Annotated in this window: 15 protein-coding genes; 3 read left to right on the plus strand and 12 right to left on the minus strand. The window is 69.0% G+C overall.

From position 1 onward, the window contains the following. Positions 1-4: 4 nt before the first annotated feature. Genes AXYL_RS11675 through AXYL_RS11730 form a run of 12 tightly spaced genes read right to left on the minus strand, consistent with a single transcriptional unit; the run spans position 5 to position 10,659 of the window. Positions 5-1,252 carry an NAD(P)/FAD-dependent oxidoreductase gene (locus tag AXYL_RS11675; protein ID WP_085947859.1) on the minus strand — a complete coding sequence of 416 codons (1,248 nt, stop codon included), beginning with the start codon at positions 1,250-1,252 and terminating at the stop codon, positions 5-7. 15 nt (positions 1,253-1,267) lie between these two features. Then, a complete protein-coding gene (locus AXYL_RS11680; protein WP_013392992.1) occupies positions 1,268-3,619 on the minus strand; it encodes an MMPL family transporter in 2,352 nt (783 codons plus the stop codon). Continuing rightward, positions 3,603-4,220 (minus strand): outer membrane lipoprotein carrier protein LolA, encoded by a 618-nt coding sequence (locus tag AXYL_RS11685; RefSeq protein ID WP_013392993.1) that lies wholly within the window; start codon positions 4,218-4,220, stop codon positions 3,603-3,605. The genes AXYL_RS11680 and AXYL_RS11685 overlap by 17 nt, the downstream gene beginning before the upstream one ends. Next, positions 4,217-4,660, minus strand: coding sequence for an acyl-CoA thioesterase (locus AXYL_RS11690; protein WP_013392994.1), 444 nt, complete (start codon positions 4,658-4,660; stop codon positions 4,217-4,219). Before AXYL_RS11690 ends, AXYL_RS11685 begins: the two co-directional genes overlap by 4 nt. Further along, positions 4,653-5,576: a glycosyl transferase gene (locus AXYL_RS11695; RefSeq protein ID WP_013392995.1), complete on the minus strand. Its 924-nt coding sequence runs from the start codon at positions 5,574-5,576 to the stop codon at positions 4,653-4,655. Before AXYL_RS11695 ends, AXYL_RS11690 begins: the two co-directional genes overlap by 8 nt. After that, on the minus strand, positions 5,573-6,325 hold the full coding sequence (locus AXYL_RS11700) for a glycosyltransferase family 2 protein (RefSeq protein ID WP_013392996.1): 753 nt from the start codon (positions 6,323-6,325) through the stop codon (positions 5,573-5,575). Before AXYL_RS11700 ends, AXYL_RS11695 begins: the two co-directional genes overlap by 4 nt. Continuing rightward, complete coding sequence (locus tag AXYL_RS11705; protein WP_013392997.1) at positions 6,312-8,012, minus strand: AMP-binding protein; 1,701 nt, start codon at positions 8,010-8,012, stop codon at positions 6,312-6,314. Before AXYL_RS11705 ends, AXYL_RS11700 begins: the two co-directional genes overlap by 14 nt. Positions 8,013-8,015: 3 nt before the next feature. Continuing rightward, entirely contained in the window at positions 8,016-8,564 is a 549-nt protein-coding gene (locus AXYL_RS11710; RefSeq protein ID WP_013392998.1) for a membrane protein, read from the minus strand. Further along, positions 8,561-8,815 (minus strand): acyl carrier protein, encoded by a 255-nt coding sequence (locus AXYL_RS11715; RefSeq protein WP_013392999.1) that lies wholly within the window; start codon positions 8,813-8,815, stop codon positions 8,561-8,563. The genes AXYL_RS11710 and AXYL_RS11715 overlap by 4 nt, the downstream gene beginning before the upstream one ends. A gap of 17 nt (positions 8,816-8,832) precedes the next feature. Continuing rightward, positions 8,833-9,093: a phosphopantetheine-binding protein gene (locus AXYL_RS11720; protein ID WP_013393000.1), complete on the minus strand. Its 261-nt coding sequence runs from the start codon at positions 9,091-9,093 to the stop codon at positions 8,833-8,835. Positions 9,094-9,097: 4 nt separating this feature from the next. After that, a complete protein-coding gene (locus tag AXYL_RS11725) occupies positions 9,098-9,937 on the minus strand; it encodes a lysophospholipid acyltransferase family protein (RefSeq protein WP_148260601.1) in 840 nt (279 codons plus the stop codon). Next, the gene (locus tag AXYL_RS11730) at positions 9,934-10,659 is read right to left on the minus strand and encodes a beta-ketoacyl synthase chain length factor (protein WP_013393002.1); all 726 of its coding nucleotides are present in this window, start codon (positions 10,657-10,659) and stop codon (positions 9,934-9,936) included. The genes AXYL_RS11725 and AXYL_RS11730 overlap by 4 nt, the downstream gene beginning before the upstream one ends. Before the next feature lie 112 nt (positions 10,660-10,771). Between AXYL_RS11730 and AXYL_RS11735 the strand changes: the two genes are divergently transcribed. The 3 genes from AXYL_RS11735 (at position 10,772) to AXYL_RS11745 (ending at position 13,234) form a co-directional block, all read left to right on the plus strand. Beyond that, the gene (locus AXYL_RS11735; RefSeq protein ID WP_013393003.1) at positions 10,772-11,428 is read left to right on the plus strand and encodes a 4'-phosphopantetheinyl transferase family protein; all 657 of its coding nucleotides are present in this window, start codon (positions 10,772-10,774) and stop codon (positions 11,426-11,428) included. An 89-nt stretch (positions 11,429-11,517) separates the two neighbouring features. Next, entirely contained in the window at positions 11,518-12,735 is a 1,218-nt protein-coding gene (hmpA, locus tag AXYL_RS11740) for an NO-inducible flavohemoprotein (RefSeq protein ID WP_013393004.1), read from the plus strand. Between the two features lie 61 nt (positions 12,736-12,796). Further along, entirely contained in the window at positions 12,797-13,234 is a 438-nt protein-coding gene (locus tag AXYL_RS11745; RefSeq protein ID WP_013393005.1) for an Rrf2 family transcriptional regulator, read from the plus strand. The last annotated feature ends 49 nt before the right edge of the window (positions 13,235-13,283 follow it).

A 13,283-nucleotide genomic window follows, 5' to 3' on the forward strand; every position in this document is an offset into this window, starting at 1 on the left:
GGGATCAGGCGGGCAGCGGCTGCGTTTCGGCGCCGCGGCAAAGCTCGCTCAGCATGCGCAGGCGGCGTTGCGGGTTGGCGACGAAGGGGTTGTTCTGGTCCCAGGCATAGCCCGCCAGGATGGAACTGATCATGCGGCGGATCTCGGGCTGCGCGTTCTCGTAGAAGACCACGTCCTGGAATTCGCCGCTGTACCAGCCCTGGACATAGGCGCGGAAGGTTTCCACGCCCACCATCAGCGGATCGGCGAAGTCGGCCTGCCAGTCGACCTGGTCGCCGCTCAGTTGCCGATGCAAGGCGTCGGCCGCCAGCTTGGACGAGCGCAGGGCGATGGTGACGCCGGAGGAAAAGACCGGGTCCAGAAATTCCGCCGCGTTGCCCAGCAGCGCGTAGCCGGGGCCGTGCAGTTGCCGCACGCTGGCCGAATAGCCGCCAATGGTATTGGCGGGCGTATCCCAGACCGCGTTCTGCAAGACGCGCTTGAGGTTGGGCGCGGCATCGGCCATCTCGCGCAGCGTGGCCATCAGGTCCTGGCCGGGGCCGCCGAAGAGGTTCTCGCCGCCGACGACGCCGAACGAGCAGCGGCCATTGGAGAAGGGGATCAGCCAGTACCAGATGCCGCGTTCTTCCGGGTGCACGCTGATCAGGATCTTCTCGCGGTCGAAGCCGGGATCGTCGATGCGGTCTTCGATATGGGTAAAGATGGCCTTGCGTGGCGGCATCGACGAGGGGCGCTCCAGGTCCAGCAGGCGCGCCAGCACGCGGCCGTAGCCGCTGGCGTCGAGGACGAACCGGCTCTTCACCTGATAGGGTGTGCCGTCGGCGCGGCGCACGTCCAGCAAGGGGCCGTCGCCGCCGAAATCGGCTGCCGTCACTTCCTGCAAGTAGCGCACCTCCACGCCTTGGCGGGCGGCATCGTCCGCCAGCACTTTGTCGAAGTGCGCGCGCTGCACCTGGAACGTGGTGCCGGGGCCGGCGCTGAACTTGTCGCGGAAATCGAAGTGCGTGTAGCGGTCGCCGCAGGCGAAGGCCGCGCCGTTCTTGACCTGGAAGCCGGCGGCTTGCACCGCCGGCAGCATGCCTGCTTCTTCCACGAATTCCAGGCAATGGGCCAGCAGGCTTTCGCCGATGGAAAAGCGCGGGAACTGCTGGCGTTCCAGCATCAGGACATCATGTCCTTGTCGTTTCAACAGGGCGGCGGCGACCGCGCCCGCGGGGCCTGCGCCGATGACTACAACTTCCCGATGTTCCATGCCAGGTATGTCCATTTAGTTATTGAAAGCAGGATGCGGCGCGGTCTCGCGCGGCGGGTTGATCCAGGGCGCCCAGAGCAGCGAGAAGGCCACGCCCAGGGCCACCGCCAGTCCGAAATTGGCGATGGCGGGGGTCTGGCTGATGGCGAGCAGGCCGAAGGACAGCAAGGTGGTGGCGGCGCCCAGCAGGATGCCGACCAGGCTGGCGGCCGCGCCCGCGACTCGCTCGTACATGAAGATGGCGTAGTCCACGCCGATGGCGGAAACCAGCAACAGGCCGAACAGGCTGAACAGGGTGAGCGGCTGGCCCAGGTAGCCCAGCGCGGCCAGGCTGCATGCGGTGGCCGCCAGCGGGACGGCCAGGATGCGCCAGGCGGCGGCGCGTCCCAGGGTCAGCAGCAGCAGGGCGGCCGCGACCACGTAGGACAACAGCTTGAGTTCGGCGGCTTCGACCCGCGTCGCCGCGAACATGCGGTTCAATTCGCCGCTGCGGTCCACCAGCGTGACGTCCGGCGCGGCGCGGGCGATGGCCTCCAGCGCGGACGCGTCGCGCAGGCCCAGCAATGTCACCATGCCAGCGGCTTGCCCATCGCGCATGCCCAGCCACAGCGGTCGCCAGCGTTCCGCCAGCGGACCTTGCAGCGCTTCGTCGATTGTCTGCGGCGGCAGTGCGGCCATGGACTGGAGCTCCTGGCGCAAGGCTTCGTAGGGGATGCCGAGGTCGGTGACCGGCTTCCAGACTTCCGGTTGCGCGGCCAGCGCGGCCAGCTTCGAACCCAGCGCCTGTTGCCCGGCGGCTGGCGAGACCAGCTGGCTCAAGGCGTTGTAGGCAGCGAGATCGCCGCGTGCAACCAGGGCATCCAGCGCCTGCGACACCAGCGCCTGCCTGCGCAGCAGTTCGTCGGCATCGGGCGCGCGCACCAGGAAGAATTGGCTGGTCGGCATGAAACCGGTGATTTCGCCGATCTGGCGGGCCTGTTGCAGCAAGGGCGCGGGCAGGCTCAGCCACTGCCGCAGATCGTCCTGGATGCTCAGCCGGCCGATGCCGCCGGCGGTGGCGGCGAACAAGGCCAGGGCGCCCAGCCAGAGCATGGCGCGGCGTCCGGCCACACGTGCGCGCGCGCGCAGCGCGGCCTCGGCAAAGCGCAGCAGCGGCTGCCAGGGGCGGGGCCGCCAGCCGTCCATCCAGGCCGGCAACTGGCACACGGTGCAGGCGTACGCGCCCAACAGGCCGGCGGCCGAGAACACCGCGGTCTGCGTCAGCGCCGGAAACGGGGTGAACGCCAGCGCGACGTAGCCGACCAGGCTGGCGGCCAAGCTGATGGTGAGCCCGGGCAGGACGCGCCGCAGCGCGGGCCAGGCCTGCCAGTCGGCCATGCCGTAGCTCTTGCCCAGCCAGTGCATGGGGAAATCCACCGCGACGCCGATCAGGCTGGCGCCGATCACCAGGGTCAGGACGTGGATGGAGCCGAACACGGCCACGCAGGCCACCGCGCCCGTCAACAGTCCGACGGCGACCGGCACGAAGGCCAGCAGCGCGCGCACGCGCCGCAGCGCCAAAAGCAGGACCAGCACGATGCCGATGGTGGCCACGGTGCCGATCCAGCTGCTCTCTGCGACCGCTTGCGCCCGGCCCGCGGCCGCGTACAAGGGGCCGCCCGCTACCAGCAGTTCGGCGCCGGCCGCGCTCAGGGCCTGGCGGTCCAGTTCGAGTTGAGCGGCGATCTGCTGGGGGGCAGCGGCGTCGAAGGCGTCGCCGCGGGTTTCGGCGCGCACCAGCACCCAACGCCTGCCGCCGTGCTCGGCCTGCAGGGTGCCTGTGCCCATGTCGTACTGCACGGCGCCGCCGGGGCGCAGCGCCTGCTCGGCGCGGCGCGTGAGGCCCAGCCAGTCCTGGTCCACCGGCACCAGTCCGGAGGACGAAAACGGGTCCGACAGTTCGCGCGCGCGGCGCTGGGCGTAGGCGGCGGGGTCGGTCTCAAGCTGGCGCCGGTCCGCTGCGGGCAGCATGGCCAAGCGGCCCGATAGCAATTGCGCGCGCAGCGCGGCCACGTCGACCTGCAGTTCCACCTGCACGGAGGAGTACAGGCCGCTGTCCGTCCAACGCTGCGCCAGCAGGCGCGCGGGCGTGGCGGAGTCCGCGCCGGAAGTCGCGGCGACCAGCGCGATGAGCTGGCGCGACAAGGGCTCCTGGATGCGGGCCTCGGCCAGCTGGCGCGTGGCGTCGGCGCCGGCTTGCGGCACCAGTTCCATCAGGTTGGCCGACACCGGCCAGCCGTGGCGGCTTTGCCACGCGCCGGCGCAGAGGATCAGCAGCAGCCCCAGCTTGAACAGCCGCGGCAGCCAGCGCTCAATCGGCGAACGCACGTTGCTCCTCGGCGCTCAGGACCTGCGCGGCTTGCGCATCCTTCATCTGCAGCACGCTGCGGTCGCCCTGCGTCTCGCGCAGTTCGATGCGGTCTACCAGCGCGCCGCCGTTGATCTGGATGTTGTCGAAGATCTGGCGCAGCAGGACCGAGCGCGGCGTCAACAGCAGTTGCCATGCGTCCGCCTGGCCGGTGAGCGTCAGGTCGAAGTTCTCGCGCAGGCCGGCGGTGTCCCCCGCCAGCACCGACAGGAACAGCCGGTTCTCGCGGCCGGCGCCGGAATGCTGCGGCAGGGCCTGCCATTTGCCGGCTTCGTCGCGCCGGAAGATGCCGTTGGCGTTGATGCGCAAGTCCTGTGCGATCGGCGTGCGCAGCAGCCATAGCAGGCCCTTGCCCGCCGCCAGCGTGAAGTCGCCGCGGCTGGTCAGCGGTTGCGGCAGCGAGCGCAGGAACTTCTGCTGCACGAAGTGGCCGCGCACCACGGGCGTGGCGCTCAACTGCCGCTGCAGATCGGCCAGGTCGAAGGCCCGGGCGGCAAAGGGCAGCAGCGCCAGGGCCAGCAGGGCGCACAGGCGGCGCGCGAAAACCAGGCAGCGCTTCATGCGGGCGTCTCCATCGATTGCAGCTTGCGCTTCACGGCGTCGACCAGCGCGGCGGGCGAGGCCAGCTGCATTTCGCGGGTCTGGATGCAGACCGCCACCTGTTCGGAGGTGGCGCGCGTCAGGCGCTGGCCGCTGGCGGCGTCCAGGATCAGATAGTTGATCTTCAGGCGGTGTTCCCATTCCACCAGTTCGGCGCGCACCCGCAGGCGCTGGCCGAACTGCGCGGGTTGCGCATAGCGCAGATGCAGGTCGATCACCGGCCAGGCGTAGCCGCTGGCGCGCATGGCGTCGTAGTTGTGTCCCAACTGGTCCAGCAGTTCGCAGCGGGCCTGTTCCAGGTACTTCACATAGTGGCCGTGCCAGACGACGTGGAGCGAATCGACGTCGAAGAAGGGCACGCGGATTTCGACTTCAGCGCCGATGGCGCCTCGTTTACGCATCGTCTTTCCAGAAGGGATAAAAGTTGAACCATTGCAGCGGCGCCTGGCGGCAGTGCGCGGCAAGCCGGCAGGCATAGCGCTGGGCCACTTCGGCGATCCGGGCCTGGCGCGTGGCGCGCGTCCATTCGATGCCGTCGGACAGGCGTTCCATCGCCACGCGGTAGCGCGCGCCGTGGCGCGTGCAGAACAGCAGATTGACCGGGCAGCGCAGCAGCCCGGCCAGCAGCCAGGGGCCTTGCGGGAGCAGGGCGGTGGCGCCCAGGAAATCAACGGGCGTGCAGCGGTCGCCTTGCAGCGGCACGCGGTCGCCGGCAATGGCCAGCCATTCGCCGCGGTCCAGGCGCTGTGCCAGATCCAGCATGGCGGGAGCATCCAGCTCGCTGACCTGGATCATGCGCAGCCCGCCGCCTGCGTCATGCAGCAGGCGGCTGAAATGGGCCGCGTGCTTGTCATGGACCAGCACGTTGAGATGCAAGGTGCCGCTTTGTTCCGCCAGCGCGCGGCAGACCTCGATGTTGCCCAGGTGCGAGCCGACCAGGATCTGGCCGCGGTTCCTGCCCATCTGCGCGTGCAGGCCGTCGGGGTCGGAGATGTCCAGGTTGGCCATGGTGATCTTGCCCTGCCAGACGTCCAGCTTGTCCAGGATGGCGTTGGCGAACGCGAGGTACTGGCGATAGACGGGCATGCGGCGCGGCAGCGGCTCGGCCAGCTCCCCGGATTGCGCCAGCCGGCGCTGGTAGGCCGCGATCGAGCGCCGGGCGCGGCCGCCGGAGACATAGAAATACAGCACGACCATCCAGACCACGGGCGCGACCAGTCTGCGTCCCAAAGTGCGTGCCGCCCAGGCGGTCAGGCGCATCAGCGCGGCGCTGCCGCGTTCGGGCTGGCCGGCCCAATGCTGGTCGGCGGCGCTCATGGCTGCGGGCCTCCCGCAAGCCGCCGCCACAGCAGGGCCGGCGAGCGCGCCAGCATGCCAAAGAAGAGGCGCGCATGCATGCGGCTGATCAGCAGGTTGTCGCGCAGGCCCTTGAAGTGCGAGATGCCGCCTTCCGGATAGGCCACGCGCGTCGGCAGCCACACCATCGCCACGCCGCGCCAATGCAGTCGCACCAGGACGGCGATGTCGAAGTCCATGCGCCGGCCCACTTGTGCGCCGTCGATCACCGGCAGCACCCGGGCCAGCGGGTAGACGCGAAAGCCGCACATGGCGTCGGGGATGTCGAGCGAAAGCGTATTGATCCAGACCCACACGCGCGTCAGCCATCGGCCGTAGAGGCGGCTGCGCGGCACGTCGTCGCCATAGACCGGCGCGCCGCAGATGAGGGCGCGGGGCTGGGCGCGGGAGGCTGCCGCGAAGGCGGCCGCGTCCGCCAGGGCGTGCTGGCCGTCGGCGTCCACCTGCAAGACATGGGTATAGCCCAGCGCGGCCGCCGCGCGCAGTCCGTCCTGCACCGCCGCGCCCTTGCCGCCGTTGACCGCGCGCCGCAGCAGATGCGTATGCGGTTGGGCCGCCAGCGCATCCAGCGTGGCCGCGCAAGCCGGCGCGGAGCCGTCGTCCACCAGCACGCAGGGCAGGCCCTGCGCGGCGAGTTGCGCGTGCACCGCGGTTACCGTGGCGCCGTGGTTGTACACGGGAATGAGCGCGCACAGCTTATGCGGGGTCATGGCTGCCCGCCTGCAGAATGCGGCCGGAAGAGCAGGGCGCGTCGTTGAGCGTGAAGGCGAAATACAGCTTCTGCTTCGAGGCGTCCCATTTCAGCGCCAGCACCGCCACGTCGCCCGGGCGCAGCAGCCGTTGGAATTTCAGGGCTTCCATGCCCGCGAAGCGCAACTCGGGATGGAGGTCGCGTTGCGCCAGTGACATGGCCCAGCCGATCTGGACAACCCCGGGCACCACGGGGGCGGTGGGGAAATGGCCGCTGAAATGGGCCAGGTCGCAGGGGATTTCCAGCGTGTAGCGGCGTTCGTGGTCCGCCGGGGGCGGCAGCGCCACCGCTACGGGCGCGAGCGGCCTGGGGCCGGCTGCCGCCTCGAATACGCTGCGCGGCAGCTTGCCCTGGGCGTTGGCGGGCAGCTGTGCAAAGAAGCGCCAAGTGCGCGGGATGGCCAGCGATTCGAAGCCTGCGCTCAGGTGCGCGCGCAAGGCGTCCACCACCGCCTTGCGGCCCTGGTTGCGCAAGGCATGCAGGCCGCCGGCCGACAGGGCCACCAGGGCCGCCAGGCGCGCGGCGCCGGCCAGTGCGCCCAGGCGCGCCTCCGCCACATAGGGATGGCGCGTCAGCGCTTGCTCCAGCATGGGCAGGGAAATGCGTTTTTCCTCGATCTTCACGATGCGGTCGAGGCGCCCAAGCAGGCGGAAGCCGCCATCGGCGAGTTCCGCGCCATCGGCGGTCTGCGCCTCGGCCGGGTTGACCCAGGGCGATTGCACGCGCAGCGCGCCTTCGTCGTTGAGATCCACGGCCACGCCAGGCAGCGGCCGCCAGGAGCTGTTGCCTTCGCGCCAGGCGACGGCCCCGGTTTCGGAGCTGCCGTAGATCTCGCTGGGGCGCAGGCCCAGATGCTGCGCGATATGGTCGGAGGCCTCGGCGGGCAGTTCGCCGCCGGAGGAGTGGATGCGGGTCAGCCGGCCGCGCAGCCGGGCCCAGTCCAGCCGTTGCCCCAGGCGGCGCAGCAGCGCGGGGCTGGCGATCCAGGTGCAGGCTGGATGGCGCAGGCTGGCCTGCTGCAGCTCTTCGGGATAGAGACGTTGCAGCCGGTCCAGCTGGCGTCCTGCGCACAACGGCCACAGCACTCTGAAGGGCAGGCCGTACATGTGCTGCGCCGATACGCTGCCCAGCACGGGACCGTGCGCATCGGGCCATTGCTGCTGCAGCGCACGGACTTCTTCCATCAATTGCCGCCAGTGCTTGGCGATATGCTTGGGCGTGCCGCTGGAGCCGGAGGTGCACAGCACCAGCGTCAGCGCCGGGTCCAGCGCGGCGGGCGCCAGCGGCGCGCCGTCTTGCAGGTCGGCCAGGCGGCATAGCCGTTGCGCCGGCAGCGGCAGTTCTGCGTCGCTCAGCCAGGCGTCCACCGTGGCGTCGAGCGTGGCGCAGGTCTGCGCCTGGGCGTCGCCCGGCAGGATGGCGACCACGCCGGCGCGCCAGCAGGCGAATAGCGCGATGGCCATCTGGGCCGCGTCTTCGAACCAGAGCGCGACGCGCCGCAGCGACCGCGCCTGCAAGGCGCCGGCGGCCTGCAGGCTGGCGCGCGCGAATGCCTCGCGCGTCAGGGGCGGCTCATCGGCGACCAGGGCGCCGGCCAGGTCGGGCGGGACGGGCAGCAGCAACTGCGCGAGATCGGTCCAGGCCATGCTTTACGCCGCCTTGGCGGCCGCCGGGCGCAGCAGCCATTCGCCCGCCATCAGCAAGCCCATGAGCACATAGCTCACGGCGCCGTTGTAGGCGGTCCACCAGCTCCAGGGCCCCCAGGCCGCCAGCGCCGCGGCCACGCTGCCGTTCAGGACAAAGAAGGCGCACCACACGCGGGTGACGTTGCGGGTGTAGCGCACGCCCTCGGGCGGCAGGTCGGGGTGGCGCAGCCGGGCCAATTGTTCGATCACGGGGCGCCCGCGTTGCAGGCTGGCGCCGAAGATCGCCAGCATCATGCCGTTGACCAGTACGGGATACCAGCGCAGCGAGGCTTGCGAATTCGAGATGGCCAGGATCAGGCAGAACGCCACCGCCACGGCGGGCAGCAGGCGCGCGCCCGGCCGGGCGGCATCCGCGGTCAGGCCGCGGGCCAGCCACAGCAGCGCCAGCGGCAGGGCCAGCCACGCGGCGCTCACCCGTCCCAGCGCCGCATGGACGGCGAAGGGATAGGCGATGCCGGCCACGGCCAGGGCTGCCGCCACGCCGCGTTTCATGCGGCGGGATCCTGCTTCTGGCACATGGCTTGCACCACGTCTTCGACGGTGCGCACCGTGCGGAAGTCATTGGCGTCGAGCTTGCGGCCAGTCTGGCGGCGTACGTGGTCGATGAGGTCGATGGCGTCGATGCTGTCGATCTCCAGATCCGTGTACAGGTTCGCCTCGGGCGTGATGCGTTCCGGTTCGATCTCGAACAGTTCGACCAGCGCGCCGCGCAGCGTATTGAAGATTTCGTCGCGGGTATGCATCCTGGACTCCGTATCCATTAGGCGCGGCGTTGCGCGCTGACAAACTCGGCCAGCTTGGCGATGCTGGCGAAATGCTCGCGCATGTTGCGCGTTTCGGGATCGATGGTGATGCCGTAGCGCTTCTGCAGCGCAAGGCCCAGCTCCAGGGCGTCCACCGAATCCAGCCCGAGCCCGTCGCCGAACAGGTGGGCGTCGCTGTCGATATCGTCGGGCGCGATGTCTTCCAGGCCCAGCGATTCGATGACGAGGGTCTTCAGTTCAAATTCCAGTTGGTTCATCCGGCTAGGACTCCACTTCCACCGCCTGGGGCGGTTGTTCGTTCATGAGTGCGCCGGCGGGCGCGGCATGCGCCAGCTCGGCTTCGAAATAGGCGTGCAGGTAATCATTCATCTTGCGCCCTGCGATCGGCAGCGGATGCGCGCCGCTCCAGGTGGCGGGGTCGATGTCCTCTCCCACGCGGATCACGTAGCGCATGCGGCAGGGCGGGATCCGATACCAGGGTTCGCCCTTGGTCAGGCTGCGGGGATTCATGCTGATGACCACGGGCGTCACCACGCGCGCGCCGCGCAGCGCGATGGCGCAGGCGCCGCGATGGAAGCGCGGCATGGCGTCGCGCGGCGTGCGCGTGCCTTCGGGAAAGACAATCAGGGTTTCGCCTGCGCGCAGCGCGTCTGCCGCGCGGTCGAACATGTCGAAGCTTTCGTCATTGGTGATGTACCCGGCATTGGCCACCGGGCCGCGGGTGAACGGATTGGTCGCCAGGCCGTGCTTGACGATGCAGTTGGCGTTCTTGACGTGGCCGACCAGGAACACCACGTCCAGCAGCGAAGGGTGGTTGGCCAGGATCATCTGGCCGGGCTGGCCGAGGCGTTCGGCGCCCTTGAATTCCACGGTCAGGATGCCAGTGCGGACCATGAAGCGGATGAACATGCGGAAGGTGCGGTTCAGCGCGCCGCGCGCTCGGCGTTGGCGGTCCGCCTTGTCGCCGGGCAGCAGACGCTGCGGCGGGAACACCAGCACGCGCAACAGCACGCCGCCGATCCCGAAGAGAGTGAAGGCCATGCCTGTGGCGAACAGGCGCCAGAGCCAGAAGTCCTGCCGGGCAGGCGTGGCGCTCGTCATGCAGTGCGTGTCCAGGTCCATAGTCGGGAGCGGTTGGCGTGTCGCCAGTCGGGCGTGCGCAGCAAGAGGTGGCGCAGCAGGTTCAAGGGATTGGGCCAGGCCTGCGCCGCGTCGGCGGCAACCGGGGTTTGCGGGGCCAGGGTCAGCGTCCAGTCCGCGCCGGGGCGCAGGTGCAAGGCGAGCGCATAAGAGTAAGGCGCGTCATCCACCCAGGAGGTGTAAGGCGCGGGCGGACGTTCCTCGGCCAACACCACAAGCACGTCCTGGTGGCCTGCATCGAACAGCATGGACGCTTCGATGAAGGCATGTTCCAGGCCATCGTCTTCCGCCGACAAGGCCACGGATTCGGTGGTTTCGCGGCGTATGATCGACCACTGCGCGGCGATGGCGTTGTGCACGGACAGGCCGAAGGCCGTGGGCGACAAAGGTTCGTCCGCCGCCAGCGCCTGCAGCAGGCCGAAGTTGCGCGTGGTTTCGCCATGGCGGGAGGCAAACACCAGCGGCATGGCGGGCCGCCCCTCGGCTATCGGCCACGCGCAGTCGAACACGCCGCGAGCCAGAGGGCTCAAGCGGCGGCGTTGCAAGGGGGGCAGGAAGTCCAGGCGAGGCGGGTTCTGATTTCCGATCGGGCAGAACGGATGTTCGGCCCATTCCAACCAGTCGCTGGGGCTATCGATTCCTTGCGCCCAACCCTGCCATTGCGCGATCGAAAACGTCAACATAGCGCGCGATTCTACTATGGCGATGTCAGGCCATTTTGATTTAAAACGTTACATAATACACAATATTTCCCGTATTTCTTACACTCCAGCTTGCTATTTGTTACTTACTCCCGTGAACGTTCAGGAACTTTTCATCTGGTGGGCAGACCAAGGCGCCGCCGCCAGCTACCGCAGCCAGGAGCTGTCGGCCGAGGATGCGGTGCGCGCCCCGGCGCTGCGCAGTTCGAAGGCGCAGAGCGATTGGCGGGTCAGCAGGGCGTTGCTGCAAAGCGTCAGGCAGGCCGCTCCGGACGCGGCCACCTCGCTCAGCCATAGCGGCGGCCATGCGGTCTGCGCGGCGGCGCCCCGGGGATGGGCGCTAGGCGCCGACCTGGAGCGCATCCGGCCGCGCGCGGTGTTGCGCCTGGCCGAATGGGTTTGCACACCCGTCGAACGCGAGGCGCTGGCCGGCCTGCAGGGCGCGGCGCAGCTAGAGCGCTTCTATCTCTTGTGGACTCTGAAGGAAGCCTTCATCAAGGCGGCCGGCCTGGATTTCCCTGCGGACATGGCGTCGGTGGGCCTGGCGCCCGATGACAAGACGGGATGGCGCCTGCGCGCGCCGCCTGGACGGTGGCGCGCTTGTTCCTATCGCCTGGGGGATGACTGGATCGCGTCCGCGGTATGGCGCGCCCAGGCTGACAGCGCATTACGTCCCCAATGGCGGGCCGAAGCGGCTTGCGTGTTACCAACGCTTGCCATCCTGGGCGAGTGGGGCGCCGGACAGGAATGAACTCAGCGGCGTTTTTCTGCGGGCATTTAAAGATGTATTATAAATACATATTTAATGGCGATTCCGATCGCGCCACAAAGGAGCAGTAGATGTTGAGCCCCCAAATCCGCGCCCTGGTCAAAGGCACGGCCCCCGTTCTCAAGACGCACGGCGTCGCGCTGACCAAGCATTTCTATGCCCGCATGTTCAAGCACAACCCCGAGCTCAAGCAGGTCTTCAACCAGGCCCATCAGGCGGGCGGCGAGCAGCAGCACGCGCTGGCCGGCGCGGTCACGGCCTATGCCGAGCACATCGACGATCCCTCGGTGCTGATGCCCGTGGTGACGCGCATCGTGCACAAGCACGTCAGCCTGGGCATACGGCCCGAGCATTACCAGATCGTGGGCAAGCATCTGCTGGCCTCGATCAGCGAAGTGCTGGGCGAGGCGGCCACGGACGAACTGATCGCTGCCTGGGCCGCGGCCTACGGCCAACTGGCCGACCTGCTGATCGCCGAAGAGGCGCGCCTGTACGCGGAATCGGCCGCCAAGCCGGGCGGGTGGACGGGCTGGCGCGCCTTCCGCGTGGTGGGCAAGCAGCGCGAAAGCGCCGAGATCACGTCTTTCTACCTGGCGCCGGCCGATGGCGGCGAGGTGCCGGCCTACCGTCCCGGCCAGTACGTGTCGGTGCGCGTGTTCGTGCCCGAGCTGGGCCTGATGCAGCCGCGCCAGTACAGCCTGTCCGACGCGCCGGGGCAGGACCGCCTGCGCATCTCGGTCAAGCGCGAAGCGGGCGGTGCCGATACGCCGGCCGGCCGCGTGTCCAACGCCCTGCATGACCGCCTGGAAGAGGGCGGGGTGCTGGACGTGGCGCCGCCCCAGGGCGATTTCTATTTGCGCGAGGAAGGCAATGCGCCGGTGGTGTTGCTGAGCGGCGGCGTGGGCTTGACGCCCATGGTTTCCATCCTGAACCATCTGGTGGGCCTGAACGACGAACGCCAGATCCGCTTTGTGCACGGCTGCCGCAACCACTCGGTCCACGCCTTGCGCGACCACGTCAACGACATCGCCGCCGAACGCGCCAATGTGCGCAAGGCGGTGTTCTATGAGGAAGTCGGCCACGGCGACCAGCCTGGGCGCGATTACGACTACGCCGGCCGGGTGGACCTGAACGCTATCCGCGACGAGGTCATCGTGCCCGGCGCGGACTACTACCTGTGTGGCCCGGCGGCCTTCATGCGCGCGCAGCGCGAGGCCCTGACCGGCCTGGGCGTGCCGGCAGACCGCATCCACGCCGAAGCCTTCGGCACCGGCGGTGCGCCCGCCTGAGCGGTGTATTCTGGCGGCCTGAGCTCTCGGGCCGCCAGCGCCCATCCCTTTCCTCCCAGCCATGCAACTGACCCGATTCACCGATTTCGGCCTGCGCGTCCTGATGTACCTGACGCAATGCCGCGACCGGCCCGCCGCCGTCACCATCCCGGAGATCGCCGACCGCTTCAGCGTGTCGCGCAATCATCTGGTGAAGGTGGCGCACTTCATGGCGCAGCAAGGGTGGGTCAGCACCTCGCGCGGCAAGGGCGGCGGGTTGCGGCTGTCGAGGTCCGCCGGCGATTACCGGCTGGGCGATCTGATCCGGCAGCTGGAGCAGCAGGGGCCGCTGATCGACTGCCGCGAGCCTCCCTGTGCGCTGGACGGCTCATGCCGCTTGTCCGGCGTGCTGGCGCAGACCCTGCAGGCCTTCTACGAGGCGCTCAACGGCTACACCCTGGCCGACCTGGTGCGCGACCCCACGGCCGCGGCCATCATCAAGCTGCACCGCGCCGCCTGAGGCGGGGGCATGATGTTTTGTTATGGACCCTGCGGAGTTTGGCATTTGC

Origin of the sequence: Achromobacter xylosoxidans A8 (genome assembly GCF_000165835.1) — a bacterium.
Classification (GTDB): Bacteria; Pseudomonadota; Gammaproteobacteria; order Burkholderiales; family Burkholderiaceae_B; genus Achromobacter; species Achromobacter xylosoxidans_B.

What these genes read in the sequence shown, in the direction of transcription:
- AXYL_RS11715 (WP_013392999.1), bottom strand. Translation starts at nt 8,815, where the DNA reads ATGCATACCCGCGACGAAATCTTCAATACGCTGCGCGGCGCGCTGGTC.
- AXYL_RS11710 (WP_013392998.1), bottom strand. Translation starts at nt 8,564, where the DNA reads ATGAAACGCGGCGTGGCGGCAGCCCTGGCCGTGGCCGGCATCGCCTAT.
- AXYL_RS11685 (WP_013392993.1), bottom strand. Translation starts at nt 4,220, where the DNA reads ATGAAGCGCTGCCTGGTTTTCGCGCGCCGCCTGTGCGCCCTGCTGGCC.
- AXYL_RS11725 (WP_148260601.1), bottom strand. Translation starts at nt 9,937, where the DNA reads ATGACGAGCGCCACGCCTGCCCGGCAGGACTTCTGGCTCTGGCGCCTG.
- AXYL_RS11745 (WP_013393005.1), top strand. Translation starts at nt 12,797, where the DNA reads ATGCAACTGACCCGATTCACCGATTTCGGCCTGCGCGTCCTGATGTAC.
- hmpA (WP_013393004.1), top strand. Translation starts at nt 11,518, where the DNA reads ATGTTGAGCCCCCAAATCCGCGCCCTGGTCAAAGGCACGGCCCCCGTT.
- AXYL_RS11705 (WP_013392997.1), bottom strand. Translation starts at nt 8,012, where the DNA reads ATGGCCTGGACCGATCTCGCGCAGTTGCTGCTGCCCGTCCCGCCCGAC.
- AXYL_RS11675 (WP_085947859.1), bottom strand. Translation starts at nt 1,252, where the DNA reads ATGGAACATCGGGAAGTTGTAGTCATCGGCGCAGGCCCCGCGGGCGCG.
- AXYL_RS11700 (WP_013392996.1), bottom strand. Translation starts at nt 6,325, where the DNA reads ATGACCCCGCATAAGCTGTGCGCGCTCATTCCCGTGTACAACCACGGC.
- AXYL_RS11720 (WP_013393000.1), bottom strand. Translation starts at nt 9,093, where the DNA reads ATGAACCAACTGGAATTTGAACTGAAGACCCTCGTCATCGAATCGCTG.
- AXYL_RS11695 (WP_013392995.1), bottom strand. Translation starts at nt 5,576, where the DNA reads ATGAGCGCCGCCGACCAGCATTGGGCCGGCCAGCCCGAACGCGGCAGC.
- AXYL_RS11730 (WP_013393002.1), bottom strand. Translation starts at nt 10,659, where the DNA reads ATGTTGACGTTTTCGATCGCGCAATGGCAGGGTTGGGCGCAAGGAATC.
- AXYL_RS11690 (WP_013392994.1), bottom strand. Translation starts at nt 4,660, where the DNA reads ATGCGTAAACGAGGCGCCATCGGCGCTGAAGTCGAAATCCGCGTGCCC.